This window comes from Kibdelosporangium phytohabitans (assembly GCF_001302585.1).
Taxonomy (GTDB): domain Bacteria; phylum Actinomycetota; class Actinomycetes; order Mycobacteriales; family Pseudonocardiaceae; genus Kibdelosporangium; species Kibdelosporangium phytohabitans.
In genome coordinates, this window is record NZ_CP012752.1 from 4,926,661 (window position 1) to 4,946,443 (window position 19,783).

Here is a 19,783-nt window from a genome sequence, read left to right on the forward strand (position 1 = left end):
GATATGAAAACCGCACAGGTGGTTGGTGAACGCTGCACTGTCCCGGCCGGGTGTGGCACATAGATCATTCGAGGGGCATGTTCGTGCGAATACACGCGACGAATGGGGTCTGCATGACTGTTCTCGACGACATCCGGGCACAACTGGCCTCCGGGAACGGAGGGGAGAACCCCTGCCTGGAGATCGACCGGTTCGACCATTGGCGCAACCCCGAGGACGCGATGGTGCGGCCGACCAGGACCGGGTGCTCGACCGGCACCGCGGACTGACCATGGACGGGGCCGGCCGGACGTGGCCGGTTGGGTTCAAACGCCACCTGCGGGTCGAGGTGGTCGCGGGTACTGGGGCCTATGTCTTCGGCGAGGACGGCGTGACCGTGCTGCGGGGCGCCGGGATCGACAAGGTCGCGGCTCTGCTGCGCGAGCCACGACCGGTACGCGACCTGCTCGCGGCGCGTCCGGGTGGGCTGACCCCCGACGAGGTGGGTCACCTGCTCGCGCGGCTGGCCGAAGCCGATCTGCTCGCACACCGGCGGCCGGCCACGGGAGCCGGGCCGGCCACCGTCGCCTACTGGGAGGCGGCGGGGATCGACCCGGCCGACGCCGTCGCCGGGATCGCCGGGTCACGGGTCCGGCTGCACGTCGTCGGGGACATCGACCCGGCACCGGTGGTCGGCGCCCTCGACGGGATCGGCACGATTCGCGTGGTCACCGACGGCCCGGCCGATCTGGCGGTCGTGCTGTGCGACGAGTACCTCAACCCCGTCCTCGCGGATGTCGACGCCGCCAACCGCGAGGACGGGACACCGTGGCTGCCCGCGAAACCGGTGGGCACCAAGATCTGGCTCGGGCCCGTGTTCACGCCGCCCGGCCACGGCTGCTGGCACTGCCTGGCGGTCCGGCTGCGCACGCACCGGGTCGCCGAGGCCTCCGCGCAGCGGGCGCTTGGCCGGGAAGGCCTGGCGCCCTACCCGCGGGTGGCCACGCCGACAGTGGCGGCGCTGGCCGGGCACTTCGTCGCGCTGGAGGTGAGCGCGTGGCTGGCAGGCCACCGGCACCCGGGGCAGCGCGGCGTGTGGACCTTCGACACCCTCGGCCGCTACGCCGAGACGCACGAGCTGCGGCCCCGTCCGCAGTGCCCGGTCTGCGGGGACGAGTCGTTGATGCGCATGCAGGGCCGCACGCCGGTCAAGCTGAGCTCACGGCCCACTGTGGACTCGGGCAACGGCCACCGCTCGCGCCGTTCCGCCGAGACGCTCGCCAGCTACCGGCACCTGATCAGCCCGATCACCGGCATGGTCAAGGAGATCCGGCAGGACCAGCGCGGCCCCGCGATGTTCAACTCCTTCCGGTCCGGCGCGAACATCGCCGTCTCCGCGTTGAGCATGGACAACCTGCGCGCGGCCGTGCGTTTCGAGAGCGGCGGCAAGGGCGTGACCGCCATCGACGCCGAAGTGGGGGCGCTCTGCGAGGCGATCGAGCGCTACAGCGGCACGTTCGCGGGCGACGAGGAACGGGTCGCCGCCAGTTTCCGGTCGCTGGGTGACGAGGCGATCCACCCGAACCGCTGCCAGCTCTACCACGAACGCCAGTACACCGGCCGCGAGACGTGGAACGCCGAGCACGCGCCGTTCCAGTTCGTCTGCGATCCGCTCGACCCGGACGCGGTGCTCGACTGGAGTCCGGTGTGGTCCCTGACCGGGCAGAGGTTCCGGCTGCTGCCCACCGGCCTGCTCTACTACAACACGCCGTCACAAACGGACGCCAAGTACGTGTTCGCCGACTCGAACGGCAACGCGGCAGGCAGCAGCCTCGAAGACGCCGTGCTGCAGGGCGCACTGGAAGTCGTCGAACGGGACGCTGTCGCGTTGTGGTGGTACAACCGGCTTTCCGCGCCGGGGGTGGACCTCGGCGCGTTCGGCGACGACTGGATGACCGGTCTGCGTGACGTGTACGCCGACATCGGCAGGGACCTGTGGGTCCTCGACATCACCTCGGACGTCGGCATCCCCGTGATGGTCGCGGTGTCACGCTGTGTCGACCGTACACCGGAAGACATCACGTTCGGGTTCGGCGCGCACCTGGATCCGCGGATAGCCGTCCGGCGTGCCCTGACAGAACTGAACCAGCTCATGCCGCCGCTGATGACGAAAGAGGACGCGTACGGCTGCGACGACGTGGACGCCGTCCGCTGGTGGCAGAACGCCGTGTTGGCCGACCACCCCTTCCTGGCCCCGGCGGCCGGGATCCGGCCGCGCGGCCCGCTGGACTACCCCAGCCTGGTCGCCGGTGACCTGCTCGACGAGGTGAACCTGGTGCGCGCCAGGCTGGAACGGCTGGGCATGGAAGTCCTTGTGCTCGACCAGACCCGGCCCGACATCGGCCTGCCGGTGGTCAAGGTCGTCGTACCGGGCATGCGGCACTTCTGGGCGCGGCTCGGCCCGGGACGGCTCTACGACGTACCGGTGTGGCAAGGACTGCGGGCTCGTCCACTCGGGTTCGACGAGCTCAACCCGCATCCGATGTTCCTGTAGTCCCTTCGGCGACAGCCGCACGTACGCGTTTTCCGGCCTGAGTGTTGCGCCCTTTCCATACAATGGCTGTGCACGCCCCTCCCGGTCGTCGACCGGGTCTGGTGGACTGGGGGAAGACAGGGGGAAGCGGATTGCTGGGGCCTGACCGGGAAAGGCCACATCTGGCACCGAAGCTGGCGGTCGGGATAGTCGCGGTCGACTTCTGCAGCTACAGCGCGTTCGGGCTGTTGCAAGTGGTCGAGTCGGGCGCGACCGTCCTCATGGTGGCGCTCGCCGTGCTGCTGATGTCGTGCATGCTTTCGTTGCAACTGCTGTTTTTCCACCGTTGGCACAACTACCTGCTGTTCGTGCTGCAGGCGCTGCTGGCGTACGTACCGCTGATCTGGTTCGGCCAGGCGTGGATCGGCATGCCGAGCTTCCTGGCGGGCCGGGCTTTGCTCGTGCTGCCGACAGTGCTGGGCTGGGTGCTGTTCGGCGTGATCGTGCTGACGACCGGGCTGGCGCAGCTGGCGGTGAACGGCTCGGCGCTGGATGTCGCGTACACCACCGTCACCACAGTGCTGTTCGGCATGGCGATCTACGGCCTGGCCAGGCTCGCCGGGCTGGCCACGCAGCTGCACGACGCGCGCAGCGAACTGGCCAGGTACGCGGTGGCCGACGAACGGCTGCGGTTCGCCCGTGATCTGCACGACCTGCTCGGCCTGAGCCTGTCCGCGATCTCGTTGCGCAGCAAGACAGCGTTGCGGTTGCTGCGCTACCAACCGTTGCAGGCCAAGGAGGAGCTGGCCGACATCCTCGACGTGGCCAGGCAGGCGCTCGCGGACGTGCGCGTGGTGGCGGGTGGCTACCGCGAACTGTCGCTGGCGGACGAATGCGCGACCGCTGAGTCGATGCTCTCCTCGGCGAACATGCGGGCCACGGTGGAGCTGGCCGACCTGGCACTGCCCGCGCCGGTACGTACCACATTGGCCACGGTGGTGCGCGAAGGCGTGACGAACGTGTTGCGGCACAGCAAAGGCAGGTACTGCGAGATCACGGTCCGGCGCGAGGGCGGCGCCGTCGTGCTCGAGGTCGTCAACGACGGTGCCACGTCCGCGCAGCAGGACCGCACCAACGACGGCAGCAGCGGTATCCAGAACCTGCTGCGCCGCGTCGCCGAACTGGACGGCGAACTGCACGCGGGACCGTTGAGCGGCGGCAGGTTCCGGCTTCTCGCGCGCATCCCGCTGACGGCGGGCACGACAGAGCCCGAGGAGGACACCGTACCCGCGTGGGCGCCGCGGCGGCCGGGCTGGCCACGGCGGGAACCACCACGGCGGTTGCTGACCGCTGTCCTGTGCACCAGTTGCCTCGCCGCGATCATCCACGTGTTCTACCGGGACGAGACGGCGACCGAGGTCGCGCTGAGCATTCTCTTCCTGACGGCCATGCTGTCGTTGCAACTGGGGTACTTCAGCCGACCGGACACCCGATTACAGAGCAGGCGGAGTTACGCCGTGCTCGGGTTGCTGGCGGTGCTGGTCTGCCTGCCGCCGTTCGTGTTCGGCGCGAACTGGGTCAGTCTGCCCGGTCTGCTGGCCGGGAGCGCGCTGCTGGTGCTGCCACCCAGGGTCGGGTGGGCGGCGTTCGTGGTCATCGTCGGGGCGACGGGCTGGGGGCGGGCGTACTTCGACGGGTTCGGCGTCAACCTGGCGTTCAGCGTCATCTCCGTGGTGATCAACGGGTTGATCGTGTTCGGGCTGACGTGGATGTCGCGGCTGGTGACCGAGCTGAACGCGGCACGGGTGGAACTCGCCCGGCGCGCGGTCGCCGCCGAACGCCTGCGGTTCGCCCGCGACCTGCACGACCTGTTGGGGCACAGCCTGTCGGCGATCACCCTCAAGTGCGAGCTGACCCGCAGGCTGATCGCGATCGACGTGGCCAAGGCGCGCGTCGAACTGGTCGGCATCCAGGACCAGGCCGGACAGGCGCTGGTGGACGTCCGGTCGGTGGCCAGCGGCTACCAGGACGTCTCGCTGGACGAGGAGTCCCAGTCGATCGGGTCCCTGCTGGCCGCGGCGGACGTGACCGTGCGGATGGACATGCGCTACGGGCAGCTCCCGGCGCGGGTGCGTACCGTGCTGGCCGCACTGCTGCGGGAAGGTGTGACGAACGCGTTGCGGCACAGCAAGGTCCAGCGGTGCGAGATTGCGATCAAGCAGCAGGGCGACATGGTCTCGCTGGAGATCATCAACGACGGTGTCACCGCTGAGACCGCCGTGCGCCCCGGCCGTGAACTCGACCTGGTCGGCGGCAGCGGGATCTGCAACCTGGCCCAGCGGGTCAAGGACCTGGGCGGGCACCTGTCCGCCCAGCCGATCACCGGCGGCCGGTTCCGGCTGCGGGCCGCCGTGTCGACGAGGTCACAGCCAGCCGGCCTCCCTGGCGATCCGGATGGCGTCGAGCCGATTACGACCCTGTAGCTTGCTCACACTCGTGGTCAGGTAGTTGCGCACGGTGCCAAGGGAAAGGCTCAGGCTGGTGGCGATGTCTGTCGGGTCCTTCCCGTCGGCCGCCATCCTGAGCACCTCCACCTCGCGGTTGGTCAGCGGGCATTCGCTGCCGCCCCAGGCCGCGACCGCGAGGTCGCCGTCGACCACGCGCCTGCCCGCGGCGACGCCGCGCACGGCGTTGGCCAGCTCGTCGGCGGGCGCGTCCTTGAGCAGGAAACCGCTGACACTGGCCGACAGCGCCCGCCGCAGCGTTCCGGGCTTGCCGAGGCTGGTCAGGATCAACGTGCGGCAGGCGGGCACCCGGTGGTGGATCTCGCCCGCCGCGGCCAGTCCGTCCTTGCGGGGCAGGTCGATGTCGATCACCGCGACGTCCGGACGCGTGCGCAGCGCCGCGGGCAGGATCTCGTCGCCCGCGGCCACCTCGGCCACCACCTCGATGTCGGGTTCCAGGTTGAGCAGCGCGGCCAGCGCGCCGCGGATCATGTGCACGTCCTCCGCCAACAGGACTTTGATCATCAGTTCCCCATTCACTGATGTTCCCTTGCCCACGGCCGATCGGTTCGCCGGCGCAGCACAGCACCCGCCCGGCCGAGATGGAATCGGCCGGGTGTTATGTCTGAGTTTAGGCGTCCAGTTGGCCGGTGTCTGCGAAGTGTGTGCCGAACGTGCCTACTTCGGCACTTCCCGAAGGGGGCGGTTCACCGGTCCTCCGAAAGCAGTCGCAGGTGTAACCGGCGCAACTCGGGACCCGGTTCCATCCCGAGTTCCTTGACCAGGGTCGTACGCAGCTGGTGGTAGGTGTACACGGCCTCGCCACGGCGGCCGCTGCGGTCCAGCGCTTCCATCAGGTGCGCGTGCACCTCCTCGTCCAACGGGTTCTCGCACGCCAGCGCGCGCAGTTCACCGAGCAGTTCGCGGTGCATCCCGGCTTCGATCTCCGCCTGCACTCTGAGATTGTGCGCGTGGCGCTTGCGTTCCAGTAGTTCGGTGGCGTATGCGGTGAGTCTGGGGCCGCATTCGATGTTGGCCAGCGGGGGACCGGACCACAGCGACATGGCCGAGCGGAGAATCGAGGCCGCGTCGGTGAAACGGCGTTCCGCCATTGCCTCGCGGCCTTGTTCGTAACGCTGCCGGAAGTGGTGGACGTCGACCGTCGCTGGATCGACATCCAGCAGATAACCGCCTGGTTCCGTGCGCACCAGGTGTTTCGGGTCGTCGGTCATGCCGTGGTCGGCCGCCAGTTTCCGCAAGTGGTACACGTAGGTCTGCATGGTCCGCTGCGCGGTGGCAGGCGGGGTGTCCCACCACAGCTCACGGCGCAGCGAGTCGCTCGACACCGCCGTGCCGGGCTGGGCGAGCAGCATCGCGAGCAGCTGCAACAGTTTCGGTGCGTTCGGCGTGCGGTCCTCGCCGCCGAAGTGCACTTCGACCGGGCCGAGCAAGGTGAATGCGAGCCCGTCCCCATGATCGTGCCAGTCGGCACTCATCCCGTGCTCCTCTCATCCTTCGTTCAGTTCGAGCGTCGGTTCGAGAAACTGTCGCAAAGGTGTCGAGACGCGCGGCAGTGAAGGCGTCAACCCGCTGACAGTGAATAGTTCCCATGGGCGCGTGTGAGCGATTCACATCGCACTGCCGCGCGGCCGGTCGATTTCCGGTGTCTACGTCACTTCGACGGCAGTTCGAACACCCACCCGTAGCTTTGCTCCTATTGGTGCTGCGTCGCCGTGGACCCTGGGGTAACGGAGCTATTTGGGGAACGGGTGATTTCCATTATTCGGCTACCGAAAGCGCCTGTGGACAACGTTGTGCCGGAGATCGTGCGTGCCACGGCAGCGCAACAACCCGTGTGGCACGACCACGCTCGGCTGGACTGGGTGCGTACCGAGCTGGCGTCCCGGCCGGCGTTGGTGCGAGCGGCCGATGTGGACCGGCTGAGGTCGATCCTCGCCAGGGTCGCCGCGGGTCAGGCACACGTGGTGCAGGCTGGGGACTGTGCGGAGGACCCGGCGGACCGCACGGCGGGCTACGTCGCCCGCAAAACGGCGTTGCTGGACCTGCTGGCCGGCACGCTGAAGCTGATCACCAGCAAGCCGGTGGTGCGCGCGGGCCGGATCGCGGGCCAGTTCACCAAACCCCGGTCGGTGGGCACCCAGCTGGTCGGCGGTGTGGAACTGCCGGTCTACCGGGGCCACATGGTCAACAGCCCGGAACCGGACCCGCTCAGCAGACGCCCCGCGCCGGAACGGATCCTGGACTGCTACCAGGCCGCGTCCGACGTGATGGGTCACCTGGGCTGGCTGGACGGCAGCGTGCTGTCCGGTGTGGACGCCCCGGTGTGGACGAGCCACGAGGCGCTGCTGCTGGACTACGAGATCCCGATGATCCGGCAGGACTGGACCGGCCGCCCGGTGCTCGCGTCCACGCACTGGCCGTGGATCGGCAACCGGACCCGGCAGATCGACGGCGCGCACGTCGCGTTGCTGGCGCAGGTGCGCAACCCGTTGTCCTGCAAGGTGGACGCGAACATCACGGTCGGCGAGCTGCTGGAGCTGTGCGAACGGCTGGATCCAGGCAGGGAACCCGGGCGGCTGACGTTGATCTCCAGGATGGGGGCGACCGCCGTGGCAGGGCGGTTGCCCGCGCTGGCCGCCGCGGTCCGTGCCGCGGGCCATCCGGTCGTGTGGTTGTGCGATCCCATGCACGGCAACACGATCCGCACCCCGGACGGGCTCAAGACCCGGTTGATGGACGCCATGCTGCGCGAGGTCGACGACTTCCAGTCGGCGATCGCGGCAGGCGGCGGGGTCGCGGGTGGCCTGCACCTGGAGACCACCCCGGAGAACGTCACCGAGTGCGTGGCGAACGAGTCCGAACTGGACAGGGTCGGGGACAAGTACACGAGCCTGTGCGACCCGCGGCTCACCCCCGAGCAGGCGGTAGCCGTCGTGTCCGCGTGGCGCGGCTGAAGGGAGGTTGGGCGGTGTTCACGACCACAGCCGACGTGTGCGGGTGGCTCGCCGACCGGCGGGCGGCCAACGAGTACTGGGTCAAGGAAGTCCCGCTCGAGAAGATGGACGGCTGGCGCATCCGGCCCGGCGGCGACATCGCGCACCGCACCGGCCGGTTCTACACGGTCACCGGCCTGGAGGTGACCGGGGCCGACCGGCCGGTCGGCGCGTGGCAGCAGCCGATCATCGACCAGCCGGAGATCGGCGTGCTCGGCATCCTGGTCAAGCGGTTCAACGGCGTACCGCACTGCCTGCTGCAGGCCAAGATGGAGCCGGGCAACGTCAACATGCTCGAACTCTCGCCGACCGTCCAGGCCACCAAGAGCAACTACACCAGGGCGCACGGCGGCAAGTCGGTGCCCTACCTCGACTACTTCCTCGCGCCGCGCGGCGGGACAGTGCTGTTCGACGCGTTGCAGTCCGAGCAGGGCGCGTGGTTCCTGGCCAAGCGCAACCGCAACATGATCGTCGAGGCGACCGGTGACGTCCCCGTGCTGCCGGACTTCTGCTGGGTGAGTTTCGAGCAGGTCGGCGAGCTGCTGCGGATCGACAACATGATGAACATGGACACGCGGACCGTGCTGTCGGGCGCGGCCGTGCTGCGCCAGGCCTCCGACGACGAGGACGAACGGCCGAGGCACTCGGTCGCCGACCTGCTGAGCTGGTTCACCGAGGCCAAGGCGCGCAGTTCGATGACCAGGCGCCGCATCCCGCTGTCGGCTGTGTCCGAATGGGACTACGAGAACGGGACGATCACCCACCGCGACGAGCGGCACTTCACCGTGCTCGGCCTGGAGGTCCGCGCGAGCAACCGCGAGGTCTCCGGCTGGTCGCAGCCGATGATCGCGCCACGCGGGCAAGGTGTCGTCGCGTTCCTCGGCAAACGCGTCCAGGGCACGACGCACCTGCTCATCCAGGCACGGACGGAGGCGGGCGCGTTCGACACGGTCGAGATGGCGCCGACCGTGCAGTGCCTGCCGGACAACTACAAGGACCTGCCGGACCAGCCGCCGTTCCTGCGTGACGTGCTGTCCGCCCCGGCGTCGCGGATCCGGTTCGACAGCGTGCACTCCGAGGAAGGCGGCCGGTTCTTCCACGCGCAGAACCGGTACATGTTCGTCGAACTGCCGCAGGACGAGCCGGAGCCGGACCTGCCGGAGAACTTCGTGTGGATGACCCCGCGCCAGCTGATGGGGTTCGTCCGCTACGGCAACCACCTCAACGTCGAGGCCCGCAGTCTGGTCGCTTGCCTCGGTCTGTCCGCGGACAGCCCGTCCCACGAAGAAAGGAGCGTCGCGTGACGACACGCGTGTGGAGCTATCTCGCGGAGTACGAGAACGAGAAAGAGTCCATTCTGGACGCGGTGCGCACGGTCTTCGAGTCCGGGCAGCTGGTCCTCGGCCGCAGCGTGCGCGAGTTCGAGCGGGAGTACGCGGACTACCACGGCGTGCGGTACTGCGTCGGCGTCGACAACGGCACCAACGCGGTGCAACTGGGCCTGGAAGCGCTGGGCGTCGGTGCGGGCGACGAGGTGATCACGGTGTCCAACACCGCGGCACCGACCGTGGTGGCGATCAACGGCGCCGGTGCGACGCCGGTGTTCGTGGACATCCACGAGTCGGACTACCTGATGGACGTCGCCCAGGTCGAAGCCAGGATCACCACGCGTACCAAGGCACTGTTGCCGGTTCACCTGTACGGCCAGTGCGTGGACATGGAACCGTTGCGCCACATCGCGGACAAGCACGGCTTGGCGGTTCTGGAGGACTGCGCGCAGGCGCACGGCGCCCGGCACCACGGCGAGCTGGCGGGCACGATGGGCGACGCGGCCGCGTTCTCCTTCTACCCCACCAAGGTGCTCGGCGCGTACGGCGACGGCGGCGCGGTGATCACCTCGGACGACGACGTGGACAAGAACCTGCGGCGCCTGCGGTACTACGGGATGCAGGACGTCTACTACGTCGTCAAGACCCCGGGGCACAACAGCAGGCTGGACGAGGTGCACGCGGAGATCCTGCGGCGCAAGCTGCCCCGGCTGGACGGCTACGTCGCCGCGCGCCGGGAGATCGCGCGACGGTACGCCGAGGGGCTGGGTGACCTCACCGGGCCGGGCAAGCTCGTGCTGCCGGCGCTCTCGGCGGGCAACGACCACGTCTACTACGTGTACGTCGTGCGGCACCCCGAGCGGGACACGATCATCGAGCGGCTCAAGAGCTACGACATCCACCTCAACATCAGCTACCCGTGGCCGGTGCACACCATGACCGGGTTCGCCTACCTCGGCTACTCGGCCGGCGACCTGCCCGTGACCGAGCGCCTGGCCGAGGAGATCTTCTCGTTGCCGATGTACCCGTCGCTCGCGCACGACGAGCAGGACAAGGTGATCAGCGCCCTGCGCGACGTGCTCACCACGCTCTGACGCGACTCTTGAGGCAGGAGAACACTTCCGTTGTCAGGAATTCCCAGCATCGAGCCGTACTCGCTGCCGACCGAGACCGATCTGCCGCCCAACACGGCCGAGTGGGTCCCCGATCCGCGGCGAGTGGTCCTGCTCGTGCACGACATGCAGCGCTACTTCCTCCGACCGTTCCCGCTGCAACTGCGGGACCGCCTGGTCGGCAACGTCGACACCCTCCGGCAGACCTGTGCGGGCCTGGGCATCCCGGTCGGCTTCACCGCCCAGCCGGGCAGCATGACCACCGAGCAACGCGGCCTGCTCAAGGACTTCTGGGGCCCGGGCATGCGCGTCGACCCGGCCGACCGGGCGATCGTCGAGCCGCTCGTGATCACCGACGCGGACTGGCGGTTCACCAAGTGGCGCTACAGCGCCTTCTTCCAGTCCGACCTGCTGGCCAGGATGCGCGCGCACGGCCGTGACCAGCTGATCGTCTGCGGGGTCTACGCGCACGTGGGCGTCCTGATGACCGCGATCGACGCGTTCACCAACGACATCGAGACGTTCGTCGCCGCCGACGCGATCGCCGACTTCTCCGCCGAGTTCCACGAGCAGGCCGTGCACTACGCCGCCACGCGGTGCGCGGTCGTCGCCACCACGAGCGAGCTGACCCGCCGGCTCACCGCGGTCAGGGAGGCGCACGTATGACCGCACGTGACCTGCTCGGGGAGATACTGGCCCCGGACCCACCACCGTTCGCGCTGGTCCACCGGCCGGACGCGGGGCCGCTCGCGCTGGAGGTGTTCGTCGGGGAGTGCGCCGAGATCGCCACCCTGGCGGACATCCCCGGCCCCGGGCACCCGCACCTGCCCGGCGAGTCCGTTCAGGACACCCTGGTGCTCGTGCCGTACAGGCAGATCGCCGAGCGCGGCTTCGCGTGCGTCGACGACGGCACGCCGCTGCTGGCGATGTCGCTGACCGCCCAGCAGTCCGTACCGCTGACCTCGGCGCTGACCAGGCTGCCCGACGAACCGATCCGCCTGGACGGCGAGTGGTTCGACGTGTCGGACGAGGACTACGCCGAGACGGTCCGCACGGTGGTCGCCGACGAGATCGGCTGCGGCACCGGCGCCAACTTCGTGATCCGCCGGACGTTCGTGACCGACATCGCGGGCTACCGGCCGAGCGCCGCGCTGAGCTTCTTCCGCAACCTGCTGCGCCGGGAATCCGGTGCCTACTGGACTTTCATCGTGTACACGGGCGAGCGCACGCTGGTCGGCGCGACCCCGGAGCGGCACGTGAGCCTCCGCGCGGGCACCGCGGTGATGAACCCGATCAGCGGCACGTACCGCTACCCGCAGACCGGGCCGAGCCTGTCCGGTGTGCTGGACTTCCTCGCCGACGGCAAGGAAACCGACGAGCTCTACATGGTGCTCGACGAGGAACTCAAGATGATGGCCCGGATCTGCGACGACGGCGGTCGCGTCGTCGGGCCGTACCTCAAGGAGATGGCCAGGCTCGCGCACACCGAGTACCTGATCGAGGGCACCAGTTCCCGCGATCCCCGCGAGTTGCTGCGGGAGACGATGTTCGCGCCGACCGTGACCGGCAGCCCGTTGGAGAGCGCGTGCCGGGTGATCGCCCGCTACGAACCGGGCGGCCGCGGCTACTACTCCGGCGTGATCGCCCTGCTCGGCCGGGACGCCACCGGCGCGCCGAGCCTCGACTCGTCGATCCTGATCCGCACCGCGGACATCGACCAGGCGGGCCGGACCCGGATCGGTGTCGGCGCGACCCTCGTACGGCACTCCGACCCGGCCGCCGAGGCAGCCGAGACCAAAGCCAAAGCAGCCGGTCTGCTGGCCGCGTTGCGCTCGCACGCCCCGACCCGGTTCGGCACACACCCCGAGGTGCGTGGCGCGCTCGCCCGCCGCAACACCGGGATATCCCGGTTCTGGCTGGCCGGGCACAGCGAACGGGCCCGCGCCGGGTACGCGCTGGCCGGGCGCGAGGTGCTCGTGGTGGACATGGAGGACACGTTCACCACGATGATCGGCCACCAGCTGCGGTCGCTCGGCCTGACGGCGACCGTGCGCCGGTTCGACGAGCCGTTCGACTTCGACGGCCACGACCTGGTCGTGATGGGCCCCGGCCCGGGTGACCCGCGCGACGACGCCGACCCGCGCATCGGCACGGTGTGGTCCACACTGCGTGCGCTGCTGGCGCGCCGGACACCGTTCCTCGCGGTCTGCCTGAGCCACCAGGTGCTCAGCCTGCAACTGGGGATGCCGGTCCGGCGCAAGCCGCGGCCGAGCCAGGGCGAGCAGCGCCGCATCGACCTGTTCGGCTGCCCGGAACAGGTCGGCTTCTACAACACGTTCACCGCCGTCAGCGCCGAGGACAAGGTGCGCGTGCCGGAGACGGGCATGGTCGAGGTCAGCCGTGACCCCGCGACCGGTGAGGTGTTCGCCCTGCGCGGGCCGTACTTCGCGTCGCTGCAGTTCCACGCGGAGTCGGTGCTCACCGCGGACGGCGTGGGCATCGTGGCCCGGCTGCTGACCGATCTGCTCGGCACGGTCCCGGAAAGGCTGGGCTGACGCGTGTACGCCGCCTATCTGGACGAACTCGGCGCGCCGGAGGCGATCCGCTACGGCGAACTGCCCGATCCCGTGCCGGGGCCGACGGATGTCCTCGTCGACGTGCTCGCCACCACGGTCAACCCGGTGGACACGTTCGTGCGGTCGGGCAAGTGGCGTACGCCGCTGTCGTTCCCGTTCGTGGTCAGCAGGGACCTGGTCGGGGTCGTGGCCTCGGCGAGCCCCGGTGCGCCGGGTTTCGCCGTGGGCGATTGGGTGTGGGCCAACAGCCTCGGCCACGCCGGACGGCAGGGAGCCGCCGCGCAACGTGCCGTCGTGCCCGCCGAACGGCTCTACCACCTGCCACCCGGTGTCGACCCGACGGACGCTGTGGCCGTCGCACACCCGGCTGGGACCGCGTACCTCGGTCTGTTCACCCATGGGCGTGTGCGCGCGGGGGAGACGGTGCTGGTCGCGGGTGCGGCGGGCAACGTCGGCAGCGCGATGGTTGCCATGGCCGTCGACGCGGGCGCACGCGTGATCACGACGTCGTCGGTGCGGGACATCGGCTACTGCCGGTCCCTCGGTGCCGCGGCGGCGTTCGACTACGCCGATCCGCTGCTGTCTTCGGCACTGCGCGCGGAGTGTCCACAAGGGATAGACGTGTGGCTGGACAACGCCGGTCGCAACGACCTGTCCTCAGCGGTCGACCTGATGGCCTTCCGCGGCCGGATCGTGCTGCTCGCCGGGCTGGACACGCGGCCGGTGCTGCCCGCAGGCGCGCTGTACCTCAAGGACGGCACTGTCACCGGGTTCACCATCTCGCGGGCGAACGTGGCCGAACTGGCCGAGGCCGCGAGGGTGATCAACCGCTTGCTCAAGGCCGGGACGCTGCGCCCGCGGACCAAGGAAGCCGTGCCGCTCAGCGCGATGGCCGAGGCGCACCGGCGGCTGGAACAGGGACTGCTGCACGGCAAACGGCTCGTGGTCGGCACGGGCCGATTCGACGACGAAGGGAACCGACCGGCCATGACCTCCTCCATCGTGGACACGAGCCCGCTGTTCGAGCTGAGCGCCGACATCCGCGTCGATGCCACCCCCGAGCAGATCTACGCGGTGGTCAGCGACCTCGGCCGCAGCGGCGAGTGGAGCCCGGAGTGCCAGGGCGGCGAGTGGATCACCGGTGAGCCGAGCCAGGTCGGCTCGGTGTTCCGCGGCGAGAACCTGCGCAGCGAGGACGTGGTCGGGTGGGCGCCGCTCGTGCGCGGCACCTGGCACACCGAGAGCCGCGTGATCGCCGCCGAACCCGGCCGCACGTTCCGCTGGATGATGCTCTCGTACGCCAGCGAGGACCAGGAAAGCGTCTGGGGATTCGACATCCGCGCCGAGGCGGGCGGCAGCGTGCTGACCCACCACTTCCGGATGGGCACGGCGACCGCGGGCATCCACAAGATCGTGGCCGACCTGTCCGAGGCCGACCGCAGGCGGTTCGTCGCCGACTGGACGGCGAAGCTCGAGCAGGACCTCGCCGACACGCTCAAGCGGTTGAAGGACGTCATCGAACACCAGGGCTGAAAGGGAGTGTGTTGGGATGCTGGTACAACGGATAGCCAACAAGGGCATCCGGCTTGGCACGCTGCTGGAGCGCGCCGCCGCACGCCACCCGGCCACCCTGGTGGTCCTTGATCACGACCTGGACGTGGCACCGCACATCGACCGGCGCGCCACCGTGGCCGAGCTCGCCGACCTGGTCGACGACCTGGCCGCCCGGCTCGCGGCGGCGGGCGTTCGCGCACAGGGCCGTGTGGTCGTGCACAAAGCCGCTGGATTCGACATCACCCTGCTGGCGCTGGCCATTTCGCGGCTCGGCGCGGTGCCGGTGCTGCTGTCGCCCAGCCTCGACGGCGCGACCGTCGTCGAACTGCTGCGCCGGGTCGACCGGCCGGTGCTGATCACCGACCAGGCCAAGCTGGACAACGACCTGCCCAGCACGGTCTTCGACGTCGTCCAGCGCGCACTGCTGGTCTCCGGCAGCCACGCCCGTGCGGACGAGCTGAGCGCGTTCGCCGGTGCGCCGCGGGTCCGGCCGGTCACCAACCCGCCCAGCCGGCCCGCGCTGATCACCCACACCTCCGGAACCACCGGCATCCCGAAGCTGGCCGTGCACACCGGTGCCACGCTCAACGCACGGCACCGCCTGCAGGTCGCCTTGTTCCACGGGGTCCGCAAGCGCCAGGCCGTCGCCGTGCACGTGTCCTTCGTGCACTCCCGGATGTTCACCGCGCTCAGCGTGCCGATGTACCGCGGCTTCCCGATGCTGGTGCTCAAGGAGTCCGAGCCCGAGCACGTGGCCCGGATGTTCGCCGCGGTACGGCCGGGCTTCATCGAGGCGCACCCCAACTCCTTCCTGGAGTGGGAGGACCTCGCCGAACACCCGAGCAAGCCGTTGTCCAGCGTCGGCGTGTTCAGCAGCACGTTCGACGCCATCCACCCCCGCACGGTCCGCCGGATGCTGGCCGGGTCGACACGCCGGTGGCCGCTGTTCTTCCAGCTGTACGGGCAGAGCGAATGCGGGCCGCTGATCGGCCGTGGCTACACCAAACGCAACGCGCACAAGATGGACGGCCGGTGCGTCGGCTACGCCATCCCCGGCATGACGGCGGTGCGTGTGGTCAGCAAGGACGGCAAACGCCCGACCGAGCAGTCGCCCGGCTTCATCGAGGTGCGGACCGACGGCCGGATCGTGACCTACCTCGGTGAACAGGAACGGTACGACAAGCAGCGCAACGGCGGCTGGTGGCGGATGGGCGACGTCGGCTACAAGACCAAGAAGGGCTGCCTGCACCTGCTCGACCGCGAGGTGGACGAGATCCCCGGTTTCGGCAGCACCCTGGCCGTGGAGGACAAGCTCCTGGAACGGATCGCCACGCTCACCGAAGTGATCATCATCCCCGGCGCCGACGGCAGGCCGACCCCGGTGGTCTGCACCAAGGGCGACCGCCCGCTCGACCGCGGCGAATGGAACCGCGCGGTGAACGGCCTGCCGGTGATGGCCGAGCCCGTGCAGTGGAAACACGGCGAGCTGCCGCAGACCGCGACCACTAAGGTCAAGCGATTGGAGCTGGTCAAACTGCTCCAGGCCGGCCGCTGATGGCACTCGAGATCGGCATCGTCGGCGTCGGCCCGCGCGGCCTGTCGGTGCTGGAACGCCTTTGTGCCAACGAACGCGGTGCGCCGTCGCATCCTGCGATCACGGTGCACGTCGTCGACCCGGTCGCCACGGGGCCGGGCGCGGTGTGGCGGACCGACCAGTCGCGTCACCTGCTGACCAACACGGTGGCCTCGCAGATCAGCGTGTACACCGACGACAGCGTGACGATGGACGGCCCGGTCGAGCCCGGTCCCAGCTTGTACGAGTGGGCGAGTTCGTTGGCGCTGCTGGGATCGTGCGGCGACTTCGACGAGGAAACCCTCGCAGAGGCACGCACGCTCGGCCCGGACGACTACCCGACGCGAGCGCTCTACGGCCGTTACCTGCAGCACGCGTTCGACCGCGTGGTGGCCAACGCGCCCGCGCACGTAACCGTTCGTGTGCACGATTCTCAGGCGGTCGCGATCGCGGACACGCACGGTGTGGTCGGCGGCCCGCAGGGGATCAGGCTGCGCAACGGCACCCGGCTCAACCACCTTGACGCCGTCGTGCTCGCGCAGGGGCATGTGCCGGCCAAGCTCACTCCCCGCGAGGCGCGGACCGCGAGCCTGGCCCGGATCTACTACCTCACCTACCTGACCCCGGCCAACCCCGCCGACGTCGACCTCAGCGGGATCGACGCGGGCGAGACCGTGCTGTTGCGCGGCCTCGGGCTGAACTTCTTCGACTACCTGGCGTTGTTCACCGCCGGCCGCGGTGGCGTGTTCCACCGTGACGGCGACCGGCTCGTGTACCGGCCTTCCGGGCAGGAGCCGCGGCTGTTCGCCTGCTCCCGGCGCGGAGTGCCGTACCACGCCAGAGGCGAGAACCAGAAGGGCGCGTTCGGCCGGTACGTGCCGCGGCTGCTGACACCGGAGATGATCTCCCGGCTGGCCGGGCAGGATTGGGTCCGGCTCGACAAGGACCTGTGGCCGGTGATCGCGAAAGAGGTCGAGAGCCTCTACTACGGCACGTGGCTGACCGCTGCCGGGCGGGACGGCGAACGATCGTCGTTCGTCTGCCAGTACCTGGCCGCGGGTCCGCGGCAACAGGCCAGGCTGCTCGACACCTTCCGCGTGCCGCTGGCAGACCGGTGGGACTGGGACCGGATCGCCCGGCCGTACGCCGGTACCCGGTTCACCGACCGGGCGCACTTCCGGTCGTGGTTGCTGGACTACCTCGCCGACGACGTGCGAGAAGCCAAGGCGGGCAACGTATCCGGCCCGCTCAAGGCCGCGCTGGACGCCCTGCGCGACCTGCGCAACGAGATCCGGCTGGTGGTCGACCACGGCGGCCTCGAAGGACAGTCCTACCGCGACCACCTGGAGGGCTGGTACACGCCGCTCAACGCGTACCTGTCGATCGGGCCGCCGGTGTCGCGGATCGAGGAGATGATCGCGCTCGTCGAAGCCGGGGTGCTGGAGCTGACCGGCCCCGGTACCCAGATCGCCATCGACATGGCCGAGCCCGCGTTCGTCGCCGAGTCACCGCTGGTACCGGGCCCGCGGGTGCGGGCGAAGGTGCTGATCGAGGCCCGGCTGCCCGAGCCCGACCTGCGCAGGACCGAGGACCCGCTGCTGCGGCACATGCTCGACACCGACCAGTGCCGCCCGTTCTCGATCCGCACGGCAGCGGGCGGCGAGTACGAAACCGGTGGCCTGGCCGTCACGCGCCGCCCGAACCGGGTGATCGACGTGCAGGGCAACGTCCACCCGCGCCGGTTCGCCTACGGCGTGCCGACGGAAGCGGTGCACTGGGTGACCGCGGCGGGCATCCGGCCCGGCGTCGACTCGATGACCGTCGGGGATTCCGACGCGATCGCGCGCGCGGTGCTGGCGCTGCCGCCGGTCGCCGACGTCCCCGCGCCCGCTGTCGACGAGAACGTCATCGTCTAGTCGTACCGACCTGGAAGGTCGCGAACGTGGGGACCTGTAGATCGATGATCTTGGAATGAGGGAGGGCCTCCGGGTTGGTGTGGATTGCGACATCGACACCGAACCAACGGAGGCCTTCGTGACCCACGCCAACGCACCCCTGACCCCGGCAGGCAGACCGCGGTTGGCACGTTGTGTCGTGGAGGACGAAGCGGATCATCGAGGTCCGGCTGGCCCGCCGACGGGGACCGGCCCGCATCGCCCACCACCTCGGCCCGCGCCCCTCCACAGTCCACCGGGTGCTGATCCGTTGCCGACAGCGAAATCCTGCCCGACGAGCAGAAACACACCACGTCCGCGTTCTGGCAACGCGCCCAGCCCTTCTTCACCGCCAACGGAACCACCACCGTCCAGCGGGTGGTGACCGACAACAGCGAGTGCTCCCGCTCGCGGCTCTGGTGCGACACCCTCACCCGAGCCGGCATCACCCGCAAACGCACCCGCCCCACCGGCCGCACACCAACGGGAAAGCCGAGCGGTTCAACCCGCACCCTGCGACGAACGGGCCTACGCTCGCCCCTGCCAGACCGAGACCGAACGCCGCCGAACGCTACCGCGATGGCCGCACACCCGCGGTCACACCGCACTCGCCAGCCACCCACCAGCCGCGTTCCCCACCTCGCAGGTCAGTACACCCAGTGGCTTGTCAACGTTTCGAGACGGGTCGCCAGCACGTGAAAATGGTGCCCTCGGCGAGGTTCTCGCCGAGGGCACCAGGCGTTTCGCGGTCACACCGCGACGCTGGCGATCAGTTCCTGGTGCAACTGCCGCAGCTCCGCCCCCGGTTCCAGCCCCAGCTCCTCGTTGAGATTGGCACGCACCCGCTGGTACGCGTGCAGGGCGTCACCGCGACGGCCGCTGCGGTCGAGCACGCGGATCAACTGCGCGTGCACGGACTCGTCCAGCGGGTTGGTGTCGGCGAGCGACCGCAGCTCGCCGATCAGCTCACGGTTCAGCCCGGCCTCCATCTCGGCCTGGATCCGCAGGATGTGCGCGTTGCGGCGCTGTTCGTGCAGGTCGACGCAGAACGCCGACAGCACCGGCCCGTGGTGCACGTTGGCCAGCGGCGGGCCGGACCACAGCGCGAGCGCCGACCGCAGCATCGCCGCCGCCTCGGTGAACCGCCGCTCGGCCAGCAACGCCCGCCCCTGCCTGCACCGCTGCTGGAACCAGTACAGATCGAGGTGTTCCGGCTCGATCCGCAGCACGTAACCGAGGCGGCGCGTGATCAGCAGGTGGTCCGGCCGGTCGGTCAGCTCCGCCCGGCGGAACAGGTTGCGCAGCTGGTAGATGTACGTCTGCAGGGTCGGCTGCGCGCTGCGCGGCGGCTCGTCCGGCCACAGTTCCCGCACGATCGACCCGGTCTGCACGGCCTGGCCCGACCCGGTCAGCAGAACCGCCAGCACCTGCAACAACTTCGGCGTCGTCGGCGCGAAGTCGAGCCCTGAATTGAGTACCCGCAACTGGCCGAGCACGGTGAAAGTCACGTCCTGCCCTGGCGGGTTGTCCTTGCCCCAGTCGACGAACTCCGACGGTAGCACGTGTGGTACCCCTTCCTGTTTTTCCGCATCTGCACCATGGCAAGGCGCGCCGGTCGAACGGCAGTGAAGAACCACACGAAGTGGCTTTGAACAACTCCAGGGTCCCGATGTGAG

The 19,783-nt window shown here is 69.5% G+C and carries 14 protein-coding genes; 11 read left to right on the forward strand and 3 right to left on the reverse strand.

What is annotated here, in order from left to right:
- Window positions 1-113 precede the first annotated feature (113 nt).
- From AOZ06_RS56525 to AOZ06_RS61500, 3 genes are all read left to right on the forward strand, one after another.
- Window positions 114-269: a hypothetical protein gene (locus AOZ06_RS56525; protein WP_157233165.1), complete on the forward strand. Its 156-nt coding sequence runs from the start codon at window positions 114-116 to the stop codon at window positions 267-269.
- Between the two features lie 2 nt (window positions 270-271).
- Window positions 272-2,533, forward strand: coding sequence for a TOMM precursor leader peptide-binding protein (locus tag AOZ06_RS22460; RefSeq protein WP_054296830.1), 2,262 nt, complete (start codon window positions 272-274; stop codon window positions 2,531-2,533).
- Between the two features lie 131 nt (window positions 2,534-2,664).
- Window positions 2,665-4,995, forward strand: a complete 2,331-nt coding sequence (locus AOZ06_RS61500; RefSeq protein WP_054291208.1) for a sensor histidine kinase — start codon at window positions 2,665-2,667, stop codon at window positions 4,993-4,995.
- Here the strand turns inward: AOZ06_RS61500 and AOZ06_RS22470 are convergent.
- Both AOZ06_RS22470 and AOZ06_RS22475 read right to left on the reverse strand, forming a co-directional pair.
- Window positions 4,936-5,541: a response regulator transcription factor gene (locus tag AOZ06_RS22470; RefSeq protein ID WP_054291209.1), complete on the reverse strand. Its 606-nt coding sequence runs from the start codon at window positions 5,539-5,541 to the stop codon at window positions 4,936-4,938. The two genes, AOZ06_RS61500 and AOZ06_RS22470, sit on opposite strands and share 60 nt — an antisense overlap.
- A gap of 182 nt (window positions 5,542-5,723) precedes the next feature.
- Window positions 5,724-6,512: an AfsR/SARP family transcriptional regulator gene (locus AOZ06_RS22475; RefSeq protein ID WP_054291210.1), complete on the reverse strand. Its 789-nt coding sequence runs from the start codon at window positions 6,510-6,512 to the stop codon at window positions 5,724-5,726.
- A gap of 306 nt (window positions 6,513-6,818) precedes the next feature.
- Here AOZ06_RS22475 and AOZ06_RS22480 point away from each other — a divergent pair, with 306 nt between their 5' ends.
- Genes AOZ06_RS22480 through AOZ06_RS22515 form a run of 8 tightly spaced genes read left to right on the forward strand, consistent with a single transcriptional unit; the run spans window position 6,819 to window position 18,089 of the window.
- Window positions 6,819-7,991, forward strand: a complete 1,173-nt coding sequence (locus tag AOZ06_RS22480; RefSeq protein ID WP_054291211.1) for a 3-deoxy-7-phosphoheptulonate synthase — start codon at window positions 6,819-6,821, stop codon at window positions 7,989-7,991.
- A 14-nt stretch (window positions 7,992-8,005) separates the two neighbouring features.
- Entirely contained in the window at window positions 8,006-9,334 is a 1,329-nt protein-coding gene (locus AOZ06_RS22485; protein WP_054296831.1) for an NDP-hexose 2,3-dehydratase family protein, read from the forward strand.
- Window positions 9,331-10,452 (forward strand): DegT/DnrJ/EryC1/StrS family aminotransferase, encoded by a 1,122-nt coding sequence (locus AOZ06_RS22490; RefSeq protein WP_054291212.1) that lies wholly within the window; start codon window positions 9,331-9,333, stop codon window positions 10,450-10,452. Before AOZ06_RS22485 ends, AOZ06_RS22490 begins: the two co-directional genes overlap by 4 nt.
- A 30-nt stretch (window positions 10,453-10,482) precedes the next feature.
- A complete protein-coding gene (locus tag AOZ06_RS22495) occupies window positions 10,483-11,136 on the forward strand; it encodes an isochorismatase family protein (RefSeq protein WP_054291213.1) in 654 nt (217 codons plus the stop codon).
- Window positions 11,133-13,025, forward strand: coding sequence for an anthranilate synthase family protein (locus tag AOZ06_RS22500; protein ID WP_054291214.1), 1,893 nt, complete (start codon window positions 11,133-11,135; stop codon window positions 13,023-13,025). Before AOZ06_RS22495 ends, AOZ06_RS22500 begins: the two co-directional genes overlap by 4 nt.
- 3 nt (window positions 13,026-13,028) lie before the next feature.
- Window positions 13,029-14,579: a zinc-binding dehydrogenase gene (locus tag AOZ06_RS60130; protein ID WP_063810093.1), complete on the forward strand. Its 1,551-nt coding sequence runs from the start codon at window positions 13,029-13,031 to the stop codon at window positions 14,577-14,579.
- A gap of 16 nt (window positions 14,580-14,595) precedes the next feature.
- A complete protein-coding gene (locus tag AOZ06_RS22510; protein WP_054291215.1) occupies window positions 14,596-16,155 on the forward strand; it encodes an AMP-binding protein in 1,560 nt (519 codons plus the stop codon).
- Window positions 16,155-18,089, forward strand: a complete 1,935-nt coding sequence (locus AOZ06_RS22515) for an FAD/NAD(P)-binding protein (RefSeq protein WP_054291216.1) — start codon at window positions 16,155-16,157, stop codon at window positions 18,087-18,089. The genes AOZ06_RS22510 and AOZ06_RS22515 overlap by 1 nt, the downstream gene beginning before the upstream one ends.
- Before the next feature lie 767 nt (window positions 18,090-18,856).
- Here AOZ06_RS22515 and AOZ06_RS22520 read toward each other — a convergent pair.
- On the reverse strand, window positions 18,857-19,669 hold the full coding sequence (locus AOZ06_RS22520) for an AfsR/SARP family transcriptional regulator (protein WP_054291217.1): 813 nt from the start codon (window positions 19,667-19,669) through the stop codon (window positions 18,857-18,859).
- Window positions 19,670-19,783: the final 114 nt, after the last annotated feature.